15 protein-coding genes are annotated in these 13,959 nt (G+C 58.7%); 6 read left to right on the top strand and 9 right to left on the bottom strand.

Going from position 1 to position 13,959, the window contains the following annotated elements:
• Window positions 1–3: 3 nt before the first annotated feature.
• The 8 genes from GTF44_RS03320 to GTF44_RS03285 form a co-directional block, all read right to left on the bottom strand.
• Window positions 4–2,967 carry a 2-oxoglutarate dehydrogenase E1 component gene (locus GTF44_RS03320; RefSeq protein WP_171557501.1) on the bottom strand — a complete coding sequence of 988 codons (2,964 nt, stop codon included), beginning with the start codon at window positions 2,965–2,967 and terminating at the stop codon, window positions 4–6.
• Window positions 2,968–3,013: 46 nt separating this feature from the next.
• Window positions 3,014–3,634 carry a hypothetical protein gene (locus GTF44_RS03315; protein ID WP_171557499.1) on the bottom strand — a complete coding sequence of 207 codons (621 nt, stop codon included), beginning with the start codon at window positions 3,632–3,634 and terminating at the stop codon, window positions 3,014–3,016.
• A 69-nt stretch (window positions 3,635–3,703) separates the two neighbouring features.
• A complete protein-coding gene (gene sucD, locus GTF44_RS03310) occupies window positions 3,704–4,585 on the bottom strand; it encodes a succinate--CoA ligase subunit alpha (protein ID WP_145212044.1) in 882 nt (293 codons plus the stop codon).
• Between the two features lie 7 nt (window positions 4,586–4,592).
• Complete coding sequence (locus tag GTF44_RS03305; protein ID WP_171557497.1) at window positions 4,593–5,291, bottom strand: methyltransferase domain-containing protein; 699 nt, start codon at window positions 5,289–5,291, stop codon at window positions 4,593–4,595.
• Window positions 5,292–5,295: 4 nt separating this feature from the next.
• Entirely contained in the window at window positions 5,296–5,538 is a 243-nt protein-coding gene (locus tag GTF44_RS03300; RefSeq protein ID WP_171557495.1) for a hypothetical protein, read from the bottom strand.
• A 641-nt stretch (window positions 5,539–6,179) separates the two neighbouring features.
• The gene (gene sucC, locus GTF44_RS03295; protein WP_171557494.1) at window positions 6,180–7,373 is read right to left on the bottom strand and encodes an ADP-forming succinate--CoA ligase subunit beta; all 1,194 of its coding nucleotides are present in this window, start codon (window positions 7,371–7,373) and stop codon (window positions 6,180–6,182) included.
• Window positions 7,374–7,758: 385 nt separating this feature from the next.
• Window positions 7,759–8,721, bottom strand: a complete 963-nt coding sequence (gene mdh, locus GTF44_RS03290; protein WP_171557492.1) for a malate dehydrogenase — start codon at window positions 8,719–8,721, stop codon at window positions 7,759–7,761.
• A 300-nt stretch (window positions 8,722–9,021) separates the two neighbouring features.
• Window positions 9,022–9,336, bottom strand: coding sequence for a hypothetical protein (locus GTF44_RS03285; protein ID WP_145212063.1), 315 nt, complete (start codon window positions 9,334–9,336; stop codon window positions 9,022–9,024).
• A gap of 325 nt (window positions 9,337–9,661) precedes the next feature.
• Here GTF44_RS03285 and GTF44_RS03280 point away from each other — a divergent pair, with 325 nt between their 5' ends.
• The 4 genes from GTF44_RS03280 to GTF44_RS03265 are packed head-to-tail and all read left to right on the top strand — an operon-like array spanning window position 9,662 to window position 12,327.
• Window positions 9,662–10,537: a CoA ester lyase gene (locus tag GTF44_RS03280; RefSeq protein WP_171557490.1), complete on the top strand. Its 876-nt coding sequence runs from the start codon at window positions 9,662–9,664 to the stop codon at window positions 10,535–10,537.
• The gene (locus tag GTF44_RS03275; protein WP_171557489.1) at window positions 10,538–11,092 is read left to right on the top strand and encodes an NnrU family protein; all 555 of its coding nucleotides are present in this window, start codon (window positions 10,538–10,540) and stop codon (window positions 11,090–11,092) included.
• A complete protein-coding gene (locus tag GTF44_RS03270; protein WP_171557487.1) occupies window positions 11,092–11,295 on the top strand; it encodes a DUF1737 domain-containing protein in 204 nt (67 codons plus the stop codon). The genes GTF44_RS03275 and GTF44_RS03270 overlap by 1 nt, the downstream gene beginning before the upstream one ends.
• A complete protein-coding gene (locus GTF44_RS03265) occupies window positions 11,296–12,327 on the top strand; it encodes a MaoC family dehydratase (RefSeq protein ID WP_171557485.1) in 1,032 nt (343 codons plus the stop codon). It abuts the gene before it with no gap.
• Window positions 12,328–12,339: 12 nt separating this feature from the next.
• On the opposite strand, the gene GTF44_RS03260 is transcribed toward GTF44_RS03265, so the two are convergent.
• Window positions 12,340–12,909: a hypothetical protein gene (locus GTF44_RS03260; RefSeq protein ID WP_171557484.1), complete on the bottom strand. Its 570-nt coding sequence runs from the start codon at window positions 12,907–12,909 to the stop codon at window positions 12,340–12,342.
• 278 nt (window positions 12,910–13,187) lie between these two features.
• On the opposite strand from GTF44_RS03260, the gene sdhC reads away from it, so the two are divergent.
• Together sdhC and sdhD are read left to right on the top strand one after the other, a co-directional pair.
• Window positions 13,188–13,571, top strand: a complete 384-nt coding sequence (gene sdhC, locus GTF44_RS03255) for a succinate dehydrogenase, cytochrome b556 subunit (protein ID WP_171557482.1) — start codon at window positions 13,188–13,190, stop codon at window positions 13,569–13,571.
• A gap of 12 nt (window positions 13,572–13,583) precedes the next feature.
• Window positions 13,584–13,955, top strand: coding sequence for a succinate dehydrogenase, hydrophobic membrane anchor protein (gene sdhD / locus GTF44_RS03250; RefSeq protein WP_171557481.1), 372 nt, complete (start codon window positions 13,584–13,586; stop codon window positions 13,953–13,955).
• Window positions 13,956–13,959: the final 4 nt, after the last annotated feature.

Raw genomic sequence — 13,959 nt, 5'->3', positions numbered from 1 at the left:
CGCTTATTTCCCTTCGATGGTCAGCGCTTCGTTCACGAGCGCGGCTTGTTGTGCTTTGTGCTGGCTGGCCAACCCTGTCGCGGGCGAGGCCGATGCGTTCCGACCCACATAGCTGGGCCGGGTGTGTTTGGCTTTCAGACGAGTCAGAACCCATTCCAAATTGGGCTCGACAAAACTCCACCCGCCTTGATTTTTCGGCTCTTCTTGGCACCAACACATCTCGGCGCCTTTGAAGCGTTCCAGCTCTTTCATCAAGGCCAGAGCCGGGAATGGATAGAACTGCTCCAGTCGCAGAAGATAGACATCATTGATGCCGCGCGCGTCCCGTTCTTCGAGCAGATCATAATAGACCTTGCCCGAACACATCACGACGCGTTTGATCTTGTCATCAGCCACCAGCTTGGTGTCGGAATTGCCCTTTTGCGCATCATCCCAGAGCACACGGTGGAAACTCGACCCGGTGGTGAAATCCGCCGTCTCGCTGATCGCCATCTTGTGGCGCAGCAGCGATTTCGGCGTCATCAGAACAAGCGGTTTGCGGAAGCTCCGGTGCAATTGGCGGCGCAAGATGTGGAAGTAGTTCGCCGGCGTCGTGCAATTGGCGACGATCCAGTTGTCTTCCGCGCACATTTGCAGGAAGCGTTCCAAGCGCGCAGAACTGTGTTCCGGCCCCTGCCCTTCGAACCCATGCGGCAGAAGCATGACCAGCCCGGACATCCGCAGCCATTTGCGCTCCCCCGAGGAGATGAACTGGTCAAACATGATCTGGGCGCCATTGGCGAAATCGCCAAACTGCGCCTCCCACATGACCAGCGCGTTGGGTTCGGCGAGGCTGTAGCCATACTCGAAGCCCAGAACCGCGTATTCCGAGAGCATCGAGTCGATGACCTCATAACGGGACTGTCCTTCGCGAACGTGGTTGAGCGGATAATAGCGCTCCTCCGTCTCCTGATCGATCAGCCCTGAATGGCGTTGGCTAAACGTGCCGCGGGTCGAATCTTGCCCCGAGAGCCGAACCGGATAGCCCTCCGTCAGCAAAGACCCGAACGCCAATGCCTCGGCCGTCGCCCAATCAAAACCTTTACCGGATTTGAACATCTCGGTCTTGGTGTCCAACAGACGTCCAACGGTTTTATGCAGCTTGAAGCCCTCGGGTGCACGGGTCAGGGCCGCACCGACTTGATCAAAGGTCTCGGGACTGATCGCCGTCTCGCCCCGCTGGTATTCCTCACCCTGGCGATCCAGATGCGACCAGCGCCCGTCGAGCCAATCCGCCTTGTTGGGCTTGTAATCTTTCCCGGCCTCGAACTCTTCGTTCAGATATGCCTGGAAGGCCGCTTTCATATCCTCGACTTCGCCCTCGGGGATCAACCCGTCCTTGACCAGACGTTCCGTATAGAGGCTCAGCGTGGTCTTCTGCTTCTTGATCTTCTTATACATGATCGGGTTGGTGAACATGGGCTCATCGCCCTCGTTATGGCCAAACCGGCGGTAGCAGAAGATGTCAATCACCACGTCTTTGCTGAATTTCTGGCGGAACTCGGTCGCCACTTTCGCAGCATGGACCACAGCTTCCGGATCATCGCCATTCACATGGAAGATCGGTGCCTCGACCATCAATGCGATATCGGTCGGATAGGGGCTGGAGCGCGAGAAATGCGGCGCGGTGGTGAAGCCGATCTGGTTGTTGACAACGATATGCATGGTGCCGCCGGTCTTGTGCCCGCGCAGACCGCTCAGACCGAAACCTTCGGCGACGACGCCCTGACCGGCAAATGCCGCATCCCCATGCAACAGGATCGGCAGAACGCTGGTACGGTCGGTGTCGTTGTTTTGATCCTGCTTGGCTCGGGCTTTGCCGAGCACAACCGGGTTCACCGCCTCCAAATGCGACGGGTTCGCCGTTAGCGACAAATGCACGGAGTTGCCGTCGAACTCGCGGTCTGAGGAGGCGCCCAGATGGTATTTCACATCGCCGGAGCCATCCACATCTTCGGGCTTGAACGACCCGCCCTGGAACTCGTTAAAGATCGCCCGATACGGCTTGGCCATCACATTGGCGAGCACCGAAAGACGACCCCGATGCGGCATGCCAATGATGATGTCCCGGACGCCTAACGCGCCACCGCGCTTGATGATCTGCTCCATCGCGGGGATCAGGCTTTCGCCGCCATCCAAGCCAAAGCGTTTGGTGCCCATGTATTTGACATGGAGGAATTTTTCGAAGCCTTCTGCCTCGACCATCTTGTTCAGGATCGCCTTCCGGCCCTCGCGGGTGAAGGCGATCTCTTTACCATAGCCTTCGATCCGCTCTTTCAGCCAAGCGGCTTCTTCGGGGTTTGAGATATGCATGTATTGCAGCGCAAAAGTGCCGCAATAAGTGCGCTTCACGATATCGATAATCTGCCGGATCGAGGCCATTTGCAGGCCCAGGACATTGTCGATGAAAATCGGCCGGTCCATATCGGCCTCGGCGAAGCCATAGGATTTCGGGTCCAGCTCCGGATGCGGCGTCTGATCGCGCATGCCCAGCGGGTCGAGATCGGCCACCAGATGACCCCGGATCCGATAGGCCCGGATCAACATCAGCGCCCGGATCGAGTCGAGCACGGCGCGCTGCACCATGTCATCGCTGATCTCGACGCCTTTTTCCTGCGCTTTCGCTTTGATCTTATCGCCCGCGCCTTTGGCCTCTTCGACGGCCACCGGCCACTCACCAGTCAGCGCGGAGGTCATCTCATCTGCCGGCTGCGGCGGCCAGTCGGCCCGCGCCCAAGAGGGGCCATGCGCCTCGGCTTTTACGTCTAGCTCGGCATCGCCCAGCGCCCGGAAAAACTCCTGCCACGCAGCATCGACCGCATTGGGATCATTGGCATATTGCGCATAAAGCTGTTCGAGATACTCGGCATTATGCCCCTGCATGAAGCTGGAGGCGTGGAACTGATCGTTGGGGGATTGGTCGGTCATGGGTCAAGTCCTCCCGGAAGTGAATTTGCAGCAGCCTTTGGGGGCATCATTGCGTCCCTCTACGGTCAAGCGAGATCGTCATGGTCGTGCCGTAGGTGAGCATGACAGGGAAACGACTCAAGGCCTCGGCGTCCAATGAATAGGCCGTGAGCTGCGCCGCAGGCGGGCGGCCTTGCACCTGAAGCCGCGCACCAATGCGCCGCACCGGCAAGCGCGTGTCGATCGTTGCCGCGGCATCGCTCAGGTCTTGCGGCGGTCCGACATAGAGACAGGTGTGCAGGCCCGTCCGCGTCGGCTCGACAACCACGGCATGGGTATCGGACAGAAACAACTGTACTTCGTCATACCCTCGACCTTCGCGCAAACGCGCGGCAACGTTGTTGGCGCGCTCCTGACCCTCGGCCCAACTCTCCGGCTGAAGAGGGTCGAGTCCGGAGATCAAAAGCGCGTGGGCCAGCACGTCGTCCGCGGTCTCTTGGCTCTCTGAGCGGCTCCACCCAGCAGTCTCAAAGGCAAGCCCGCGCGCCTCAAGCGTCAGCGTGTTATCGAGGCACAGTTCTAGGGATGCGACGAACCCCGCCTCGGCGCGCGAGGGAGCCGCAAGCGCCACCACCGCGAAGATCGCGACGGCGGCGGAAAGCAGCATCTGATCTGTGACAGATGTCACAGCCGGGCTGCATCCCTTTGCACATGTCGCAATCTTCAACGTCATCTCCCTAAGGCCAAGAGCAGTAACTCAGCCAATCGCCTTCAGCACTGCCTCGCCCAGCCCCGCCGGGCTTTCGGCAACCACGATGCCCGCACTTTGCATCGCTTCGATCTTGTCCTCGGCGCCACCTTTGCCGCCGGCAACAATTGCGCCCGCATGGCCCATCCGGCGGCCCGGAGGTGCCGTGCGGCCCGCGATGAAGCCAGCAGTCGGTTTCCAACGGCCTTTCTTCTTCTCATCAGCGAGGAACTGTGCGGCCTCTTCCTCGGCCGATCCGCCGATTTCGCCGATCATGATGATGCTTTCGGTCTCATCATCAGCCAGGAACCATTCCAGCACGTCGATATGTTCGGTGCCCTTGATCGGGTCACCGCCGATGCCGACGCAGGTCGACTGACCCAGACCCACATCGGTGGTCTGCTTCACGGCCTCATAGGTCAGAGTGCCGGAGCGCGACACAACGCCGACCGACCCGCGCTTGTGGATATGGCCGGGCATAATGCCGATTTTGCAGGCGTCGGGTGTGATGATGCCTGGGCAGTTCGGGCCGATCAGGATCGAAGACGACCCTTCGAGCGCGCGCTTCACCTTCATCATGTCGAGCACCGGGATGCCCTCGGTGATGCAGCAGATCAGCTCCATCTCCGCATCAATGGCTTCCAGGATCGAGTCAGCAGCGAAGGGCGGCGGCACATAGATCACCGAGGCGTTCGCCTCGGTCACAGCTTTCGCCTCATGCACCGAGTTGAAGACTGGCAGGTCCAGATGGGTCATGCCGCCTTTGCCAGGGGTGACGCCACCGACCATCTTGGTGCCATAGGCGATGGCCTGTTCGGAGTGGAATGTGCCCTGCGAGCCGGTAAAGCCCTGACAGATCACTTTGGTGTTTTCGTCTACGAGTACGGCCATTCTTCCCTCATGTCTTTTGCGCTGAAGCGCCGGGTTCGTTTTTGGAGTTCTCATGTCGCGCAACGGCGTCCGCGACCTGTTCGCGGGTCCAAAGACCCATTGAGCGCTGCCCACCCTGCCCTGCAACAAGCTGTGTTCTTCCGTCTTCGTCACGGACAACAGTCTCGTGCACGACCTCGATCGGGGGGGCGAAGTTGAACGGCGGCAAGGTGGGGTCAAACTTGCGGAACCGCCCATTGTTGCGCAGCGGCTTGTTCTCCGCGATGTGGTGAAAAGTTGTCAGCAGCAATGGCGTGCCTGACGCGAGAAAGCCTTTGAAAAACTCCCATCTAAGCCAAAATTTCAGATGAAACAGGCAGTCGCGGCACATCATCATATCGACCTTCGGGAGAGGGTCAGATGTGACATCGGCCACGTCAAACTGTACGCCCTTGCGGGTATGCGCGGCCCGGTTCGCTTCGATCAGAGAGGTCGCGATATCGAATCCGATATAGTCGATACCGGTCAGATCCACATGCGACATCCAATGCCAATCGCCGCAAGGTGCATCAAGAAAGCTCTTGACGTCATGCCGCTCAAAGAGACCTGGCAAAGCTGCCCGGATTTCAGCCGTACTATCGAGCGAGGAGCCAGCGCCCGACCGGGGCGATGCACCTCCATTCGACCAGTCCATCTCCTCGAAAACTGCTTTGAGGCTCTCCCGCATCGGCCTAGAATCCTTCGCCCAGCGCGGCCACAGTAGTCATCGGTGTGTCTTCACCGATTTTTACCTTGGTCTGATGGACCAATTCGAACACCTGCGGGTCCAGATAGATCATGCCATCTTCGCAGGGAATGGCCCCACCAATCATCTTGGAGCCATAAGCGATGGCCTGTTCGGAATGGAACGTGCCCTGCAAGCCGGTGAGTCCATTAGAGATGACTTTAGTGTTTTCGTCTACGAGGACGGCCATGTTTGGAGTCTCCTAGATTTGCCCATGGGTTCGCATCACCAATAAGAGTTCGTCCACAGATAGCTGGCTTTCAGCAAAGTTGAGGTCCGTGATGCGCCCAAGACGACGACCAGGATTCTGCGAAGACTGTGCAACTGCGACAAGATATGTGCGATTGTTGCGCGTATAGATTCCGGTCATTTCGGCCAAACTGAACCGAGTTGCATTATGCCTGATGTAGTCGTTGTCAGAGAGCGGGGCGGCATACTGAAATCCTGCTTCTTCAAGATAAGCTTGTATCGTCGTACTCGTCGGCGCGGCCCAGAGACCGTGGAGCCAGACGGAACATGATCTCAGGAAAGGAAAAGGGCCTGTTCCAGGCCTATCTGGTTGGCCGCCCGTCCGAACCCGGAGTTCGCCCGCTGGAAGTGAACCCTCTCTAACGAAAAGCGGGCGACCGAATGCAACTCCATTCCGTTCGAAGGCCGCTCGAACAGCGGTCTGAGAGAAGTTGCCCGAAATACAACCTTCTAGAAAACCGCTAACGGCCCGGTTTACATCAGGTGCGGCGCGGCTAGTAGCAGAGTCAGTTTGTGTTTCAACACAGGCCGACAGCAGCAGAGATGACACAAGAGAAATAGCTAATAGGCGCATCAGAGTTCTTACCCCTTCACCGCCGCCACGATCTTTTCAGCGCCGTCTTTCAAGTCATCGGCCGCGATCACGTTGAGGCCGGACGATTTGATGATCTCCTTGCCCTTTTCCACATTCGTGCCTTCAAGACGGACAACAAGTGGAACCTCAAGCCCGACTTCCTTCACCGCCGCGATGACGCCTTCCGCGATGATATCGCAGCGCATGATGCCGCCGAAGATGTTGACCAGAATGCCCTTCACCTGCGGATCGCTGGTAATGATCTTGAAGGCCTCGGTGACTTTCTCCTTCGTTGCACCACCGCCAACATCGAGGAAGTTGGCCGGCTCGGAGCCGTAGAGTTTGATGATATCCATCGTTGCCATGGCCAGACCCGCGCCGTTCACCATGCAGCCGATCTCGCCGTCGAGGGCGATATAGTTCAGGTCATATTTCGACGCGGCCAGTTCCTTCGGGTCTTCTTCCGTCTCGTCACGGAGCGCCGCGATATCGGCATGGCGGTAGACAGCGTTGCCGTCGAAGCCGACTTTGGCATCGAGCACTTTCAGATCGCCGCCATCGGTCACGATCAGCGGGTTGATCTCCAGCATCTCCATGTCCTTCTCAGTGAAGGCTTGGTAAAGCAGGCCCATCAGGCGCACGCATTGCTTGACCTGCTGACCTTCGAGGCCGAGCGCAAAGGCGACGCGGCGACCGTGGAAGCCTTGATACCCAGTGGCGGGGTCAACGCTGAAGGACAGGATCTTCTCGGGCGTGGCGGCAGCAACCTCTTCGATGTCCATGCCGCCCTCGGTGGAACAGACGAATGAGATCCGCGAGGTCTGCCGGTCAACGAGGAGGGCCAGATACATCTCGGTCTCGATGCCGGAGCCATCTTCGATATAGATCCGGTTGACCTGCTTGCCTGCGGGACCAGTCTGATGGGTCACCAGGGTGCGGCCCAGCATCTTTTTGGCTTCTTCGGCGGCTTCTTCGACCGATTTGGCCAGGCGCACGCCACCCTTCTCACCGGCGTCAGCCTCTTTGAAAGAGCCTTTGCCGCGACCACCGGCGTGAATCTGCGCCTTCACGACCCAAAGCGGGCCATCCATTTCACCCGCTGCCGTCTTGGCATCTTCCGCTTTCAAAACCACGCGGCCATCACTGACCGGGGCGCCGTAGTCGCGAAGCAATGCCTTCGCCTGGTATTCATGAATGTTCATGAAACTGTCCCATCATTGGTGTTGTCCCCACCGACTAAGCACAGGTTTCGCCAGCAATAAAACGTCATTCTGACGCACACGCGCGGAATTGAACAAAAAAGCGACATTTGTGATCACAGCTAGAAAAAGTGTGATCACAAAATGGCAAGACGGCAAGAATAAACGGTTTTTGACACCGAATCGTCCGCCCGAGCCTCACAGGGCGAAATCGCGCGCCTTATAAGGGCAGTCGTCTTTCAGATGAGACCGCACCCAACACCGCCGACAGAACTGCGAGAAAGCGAAGACCAATATGGGTGATCCGCTGCGTCGGAACGTGGTCGTGGCAGAAACGCAAAAGGCCGGAGCTTGGCCCCGGCCTCTTTTAGATTTTGTGCGAATGGGCTTAGGCCAGGCTCTCGTCGATGCCCTTGCAAGCTTCGACCAAGCCTTTGACGGCATTGACCGAGTTATCAAACATCGCCTGCTCATCCTTGGTCATCTTGATGTCGACAACCCGCTCGATGCCGCCAGCGCCGATCACCGTGGGCACGCCCACATACATGCCTTTCAGACCAAGCGCGCCGTCCACATATGCCGCGCAGGGCAAGACGCGTTTCTGGTCTTTCAGATAGGCCTCCGCCATCTCGATGGCGCTCGTCGCAGGGGCATAAAATGCGGACCCGGTCTTCAGCAGGCCAACGATTTCCGCGCCGCCGTCGCGCGTCCGCTGCACAATCGCGTCGAGCTTTTCTTGCGTGGTCCAGCCCATCGCGACCAGATCCGGCAGAGGAATGCCTGCAACGGTCGAATAACGGGTCAGCGGCACCATTGTGTCGCCGTGACCACCCAAAACGAAGGCGGTGACGTCTTTCATCGACACGTCGAATTCTTCGGCCAGGAAATGGCGGAAGCGCGCGCTGTCAAGCACACCGGCCATACCGCAAACTTTCTCGTGCGGCAGGCCCGAGAATTCACGCAGCGCCCACACCATCGCGTCAAGCGGGTTGGTGATGCAGATCACGAACGCGTCGGGGGCATTCGCGGCAATGCCTTCGCCGACGGATTTCATAACTTTCAGGTTGATACCCAGAAGGTCGTCGCGGCTCATCCCCGGTTTCCGCGGCACACCGGCGGTCACGATGCAGACATCAGCACCCGCAATATCGGCGTAGTCATTGGTGCCTTTCATCTTGGCGTCGAATTTCTCCGACGGGCCGGATTCGGCAATATCCAGCGCCTTGCCTTGTGGAATGCCCTCGGCGATGTCGAACAGGATGACGTCACCCAGTTCTTTCAACGCTGCAAGATGGGCAAGCGTGCCCCCGATTTGTCCCGCGCCGATAAGCGCAATCTTGGGTCTGGCCATGTGAGTGATCTCCACGTCCCTTGTTGATGTTGGCGCGAGGGGTAGCCCCACACCCCGCCCGGCGCAAGCCTAGGCACGCGCGGCGGAAAGCCCCATAGAAGCATTGGGCGGTGCTAACAGCATAAAAAAAGCGGGAAATCTCGGAAACGGAAGGGCGAGATCACAGGGTCGTGGCACCGCGCCGAGCGTCGAAAGCCTGACACATATACGACAGGGTCGCTCCAAGAATCCTCCGAAGGAGGCGCACGATTCTTTATCTCTCTGCGATCTGCGAGCGCCGCAAAGCTGCGGCAAAACCAATTAAAGCGGTTCGCCGGGTGCGGGTTGGATCAGCGTCTCATAAGATGCGCCGGAGGCCATCAGACATGTCAGACCATCGGCGCTGGTGACTGTGATCGTCCAGGTGCCGGTCTCATCCGAGGCATAGACCTCGACAATCCGGTTGCCGGGGCCCATTCCGATGGACCGCGCCGTCTCGCCATAGCGGCTGGACAGCGTGTTGATGATGGCATCGCGCTGGCCACAAATTGCTTGCCCGTTTGATTGCGCGATCGCCGGTGGAGTTAATGGAGCCAGGGCCAGCACAGCCCCGACAAGTGCCAGTTTAGAGGTCATCGTCCTGCCTTTCATCTGTGAGGAGCCAGAATGAAACGGCAGTCCGCAAAAGGTTGAGCGCAAGACCGCCAGGCTCCCCCTCTGCTGTAGGTTCGTATGCCCGGTTTGTCCGGGACGCATGGATGCCTGTATGGCCAAAGATGACAAAAAATTCGTTAATTCTCAAGAAAACTGTCGTGAAACCGCTACAAAAGCGTGGGTGCCGGGCATCGGCGCAACATTTTTGTGCGACATAAAATTTCGCTACGCTGCGGCATATCGGAACTTGCGTTCGCAGCGTGAGCGTGGTCCATCGCCGGTATCACGACCCAAAAGGACCTCGCTCATGGATCATCGCGCGCACCCTTACCGTTCGGTTCTCTACATCCCCGGTTCCAAAGATCGGGCTCTAGAGAAGGCCAAGACCTTGCCGGTTGATGCGATCATCTTCGATCTCGAAGATGCCGTGGCGATGGACGAGAAAGCCAGCGCCCGGACGCTCTTGGCGGACACCCTAAGCGACGGTGGCTATGGACCGCGGGCGCAAATCGTGCGGATCAATGGGTTCGATACGGCGTGGGGCGCAGAGGATCTGGATGTCATCGCAGCCGCGAAACCGCAGGCGATCTTGCTGCCCAAAGTGAATAGCGCGGCGGATATTGGCGCGCTGGCCGACAGGCTCGACGCCCGACCGGAGACGGCTGACACAACCATTTGGGCGATGATGGAAACGCCGCTTGGGATTATGAACGCGCTCGAGATCGCCGCCGCGCCGCGGATGGCTGGTTTCGTGATGGGCACCAATGATCTGGCGAAGGATTTGGGGACGCGCAGCCGCGCCGATCGCGAACCGCTTTTGACCTCGCTCCAGCTTTGCCTGCTCGCCGCGCGCGCCCACGGGTTGGTCTGCGTCGATGGCGTTTATAACGCGTTCAAGGATGACGATGGGTTGCAACGCGAATGCGACCAGGGTCGCGATATGGGTTTTGACGGCAAAACGCTGATCCACCCGGCGCAGGTGGCCATCGCAAATGCAGCGTTCGCCCCGTCAGAGGCCGAAATCGATCTAGCGCGTCGACAGATCGCGGCTTTCGATGACGCCACCGCCGCCGGTCAGGGGGTGGCTGTGGTGGACGGTCGCATCGTCGAGAACTTGCATGTGGAAACAGCACGCGCCACCTTGGCCAAGGCGGCCGCCATTTCCAAGCTGGAGTCTCTATAAATGGGTTACCTACTTCTGATCCTCGGCCTGGCGCTTTTCGCCGGGTCACATTGGTTCAAGCGCCTCGCACCGGCGCGCCGCGCCGCGATGGGAGACCCTGGCAAGGGCCTTGTCACGCTCGGTATTGTCGCGGGCATTGTCCTGATGGTGATCGGCTATCGCAGTGCGGGCTTCGTGAATGTCTGGTTCCCGCCCGCATTCTTGATCCATCTCGCAAATCTGTTGATCCTGATCGGCTTCTGGTTCTTCGCCTTGAGCATGATACAGGGGCGGCTGTCTGCCAGGGTGCGCCATAAACAGCTGACGGCGATGAAGTCCTGGGCCATCGGGCATTTGCTGGTGAATGGCGATCTGGCGTCGATCCTGCTGTTTGGTGGCCTCCTGGGCTGGGCCGTCGGCAGCGTGATTATGATCAACAAAGCTGAGCCGACATGGGAGCGGCCCGCGAATGCGTCGCTCAAGAATGACGGGATCGCATTTGTCGCGGGCTTGGTCGCCTATCTGATTGTCGCCTTCGTCCACACATGGCTCGGCTATTACCCGTTCCCGACCTGATGCAGATTTATCGGTTCCTCAGCGAAGACGACACCTCGGCCTTCTGCCACAAGGTCAGCGAAGCGCTCAGCAGGGGCTGGGTCCTCTATGGCCCACCGACCTATGCGTTTGACAGCGCCCGCGGCGTGATGCGCTGCGGGCAGGCCGTGACCAAAGAGATTGAGGAGCCCTATTCCCCAGAAATGAAGCTTGGAGCGCAATAGATGGCCAAAACCAATGCGGGCAATTTCTTTGAGGATTATACACTTGGCCAAGTGCTCGAGCACGCCACACCGCGCACGGTCGCCGGCGGCGAGCGGGCGCTTTACACAGCGCTCTATCCGGCGCGGCACGCGCTCTATTCCTCAGATAAATTTGCCCAGGCGTCGGGTCTGCATGCCAGCCCGCTGGATGATCTGATTGCGTTTCACACAGTCTTTGGCAAAACGGTTCCGGATATCTCGCTCAATGCGGTGGCCAATCTTGGCTATGCGGAGGGGCGGTTTCATGTCCCGGTTTGGCCGGGAGACACACTGCGCAGCCGGTCAGAAGTCATTGGGTTGAAACAAAACTCCAATGGCAAATCCGGCGTGGTCTATGTCCGTACTGAGGGGCTGAACCAGCATGGAACGGTCGTGCTGGATTACGTCCGTTGGGTGATGGTGCGCAAAGGGAAGCTGGATGCGCCTGCGCCAGAAACGACGATCCCGGAGCTGGCGACTGTCGTCGACCCCGAAACGCTTTTTGTGCCCGAAGGGCTGGATTTCTCGCATTACGACTTCGGCCAGGCCGGGGAGCCGCATCGGTGGGGCGACTATGAGATCGGCGAGGTGATTGACCATGTGGATGGTGTGACCCTCGAAGAGGCGGAACACATGATGGCGACCCGTCTCTGGCAGAACACTGCCAAGGTGCATTTCGACGCCACCTTCCGCCCCGATGGCCAACGCCTGATCTATGGCGGCCATATCATCAGCCTTGCCCGCGCGCTCAGCTTCAATGGTCTGGCCAATGCGCAGATGATTGCCGGGATCAATTCCGGCGCCCATGCCAACCCCGCCTTTGCGGGCGATACGGTAAAGGCTTGGAGCGAAGTGCTGGACAAAGCGAAAACGGTTGCGCCGGGCGTCGGCGCCCTTCGTCTACGCTTGGTCGCGACCAAGGGTAGCCCTGCCGGCGCTCTGCGCGGGGACGATGGCCGGTATCTACCGGAGGTTCTGTTGGATCTCGACTATTGGGCGTTGATGCCGCTGTGACACGCGGCCTCCTTAATGGAGCACGTAGCCGCTCGCCTGTTGCCGTGCGGAATCGAGCGCCGAGATATGCGTCACGCTGCTTTCATCAACAATGTATTCTCGCATCGGAAGCGCCTTGTCGAAATCACCTGAAAGCAGGTTGATCGGAATCGGCAGATAGGTTTGCTCTCGCGCCAAACCCTTGAGTTCGCAGAACGCATAGATGTGCTGCAACATCACTTTCGGGGTGAACCGCAACCGGCTCCGGTCCCATCCGATCAGGTTACGGTGATATCCCTCCGCTTCGGACCGGTTGCAAATCACCTTGGCGATTTCGAAAATGCGGGGGTCGGCATAGGTTTTGTTTTCGAGCGGCACGATCACATATTCCCATGCCTCCAGTCGGATCAAGGCGGCGGCGGCCGTTGCCATGTCGCAGTCCGGCTGCTGCACGATCCAAAGTGCGGAGTCGAGCCCTAGGCCAGTTGTCAGGTCCAATCCGACAACCAACTCGTGCCAAAGATTGGGATCGGGGCACTCTACCATCCACGCCATCAATTGCACATGGTCATGATCCAGTGCGAAGGTCAGTTTCTCGCCCATCGTGTCGTCCTTAAAAATCTCACAATACGATCCACCGATGGCGGGTACGCAGGCAATGAGGCCGTTCTATGGCAAACCCATGGTAATAACGCTTCATTCACCTTTTGAAATTTGTGATCACACTTTACAATTCAGTGATCACAATTGGCTTCTCTGCGGCGTTAGGACCCAGAATTCGGCGTTTTTTCAACGTGGCAGGACGTGACAGTCCGCAAAAACTCGCTATTCATAGTCACCAGGATTAAAGAGACCAAGCTCAACCTGAAAGGGTGACCGCCATGGCAGATGTGAACCGGGGCAATCGGCCCCTGTCCCCTCACCTGACGATTTACAGGCCACAATTGAACTCCATGACGTCGATCATGGTGCGGATCAGCGGCAACGCCTTGTTGTTGGGCGCCGTCTTGATCGTCTGGTGGCTTTTAGCAGCCGCAACCGGCCCGGCATACTTCGCGACGGTCGATGGGCTCATCACGTCGCTTCTGGGCGATCTGGTGATGACCGCGTCGGTCTTGGCGCTTTGGTATCACGCGCTTGGCGGTCTGCGCCATCTGATCTGGGATGCGGGCTATGGGCTTGAGGTCGAGACCGCTGATCGAATGGGTTGGGGCATGATCATCGGCTCGGTGGCCCTCACCTTCCTCACCATAATTGCGATCTAAGGGGCGAGAAACATGGCATTTCTAACCGACCGCAAACGCGTGGAGGGGCTAGGATCGGCGAAAACCGGCACCGAACATCATTGGTCGATGACCATCAGCTCGGTCGCGCTTCTGATCCTGACGCCGATGTTCCTTTTCGCCGTTGGCCCGCTTCTGGGCGAACCTCATGCCGACGCCGTCGCGGGTCTCTCACGCCCCTACCCGGCGCTGGTGACAGCACTCATGCTGATCGTGGGCTTCCATCATTTCCGCATGGGCGTACAGACGCTGATTGAAGATTACGTTCGCGGCATGACCCGCAAAATCGCGATCATCGCGATGACCATCATCAGCTATGGCCTGGCCGCAACCGGGCTTGTCGCGCTTGCACAAATCGCGCTCTGAGCAG

Source organism: Roseobacter sp. HKCCD6576-2 (genome assembly GCF_013179285.1).
Lineage (GTDB): Bacteria > Pseudomonadota > Alphaproteobacteria > Rhodobacterales > Rhodobacteraceae > Rhodophyticola > Rhodophyticola oceani.
The sequence above is the reverse complement of the archived record's forward strand: the minus strand, read 5'-3'. Positions and strand labels throughout refer to the sequence as shown.

Coding starts and splice junctions, on each gene's coding strand:
- GTF44_RS03320 (WP_171557501.1), bottom strand. CDS start 2,967: ATGACCGACCAATCCCCCAACGATCAGTTCCACGCCTCCAGCTTCATG.
- sucD (WP_145212044.1), bottom strand. CDS start 4,585: ATGGCCGTACTCGTAGACGAAAACACCAAAGTGATCTGTCAGGGCTTT.
- GTF44_RS03305 (WP_171557497.1), bottom strand. CDS start 5,291: ATGCGGGAGAGCCTCAAAGCAGTTTTCGAGGAGATGGACTGGTCGAAT.
- GTF44_RS03300 (WP_171557495.1), bottom strand. CDS start 5,538: ATGGCCGTCCTCGTAGACGAAAACACTAAAGTCATCTCTAATGGACTC.
- sucC (WP_171557494.1), bottom strand. CDS start 7,373: ATGAACATTCATGAATACCAGGCGAAGGCATTGCTTCGCGACTACGGC.
- mdh (WP_171557492.1), bottom strand. CDS start 8,721: ATGGCCAGACCCAAGATTGCGCTTATCGGCGCGGGACAAATCGGGGGC.
- GTF44_RS03285 (WP_145212063.1), bottom strand. CDS start 9,336: ATGACCTCTAAACTGGCACTTGTCGGGGCTGTGCTGGCCCTGGCTCCA.
- GTF44_RS03280 (WP_171557490.1), top strand. CDS start 9,662: ATGGATCATCGCGCGCACCCTTACCGTTCGGTTCTCTACATCCCCGGT.
- GTF44_RS03275 (WP_171557489.1), top strand. CDS start 10,538: ATGGGTTACCTACTTCTGATCCTCGGCCTGGCGCTTTTCGCCGGGTCA.
- GTF44_RS03270 (WP_171557487.1), top strand. CDS start 11,092: ATGCAGATTTATCGGTTCCTCAGCGAAGACGACACCTCGGCCTTCTGC.
- GTF44_RS03265 (WP_171557485.1), top strand. CDS start 11,296: ATGGCCAAAACCAATGCGGGCAATTTCTTTGAGGATTATACACTTGGC.
- GTF44_RS03260 (WP_171557484.1), bottom strand. CDS start 12,909: ATGGGCGAGAAACTGACCTTCGCACTGGATCATGACCATGTGCAATTG.
- sdhC (WP_171557482.1), top strand. CDS start 13,188: ATGGCAGATGTGAACCGGGGCAATCGGCCCCTGTCCCCTCACCTGACG.
- sdhD (WP_171557481.1), top strand. CDS start 13,584: ATGGCATTTCTAACCGACCGCAAACGCGTGGAGGGGCTAGGATCGGCG.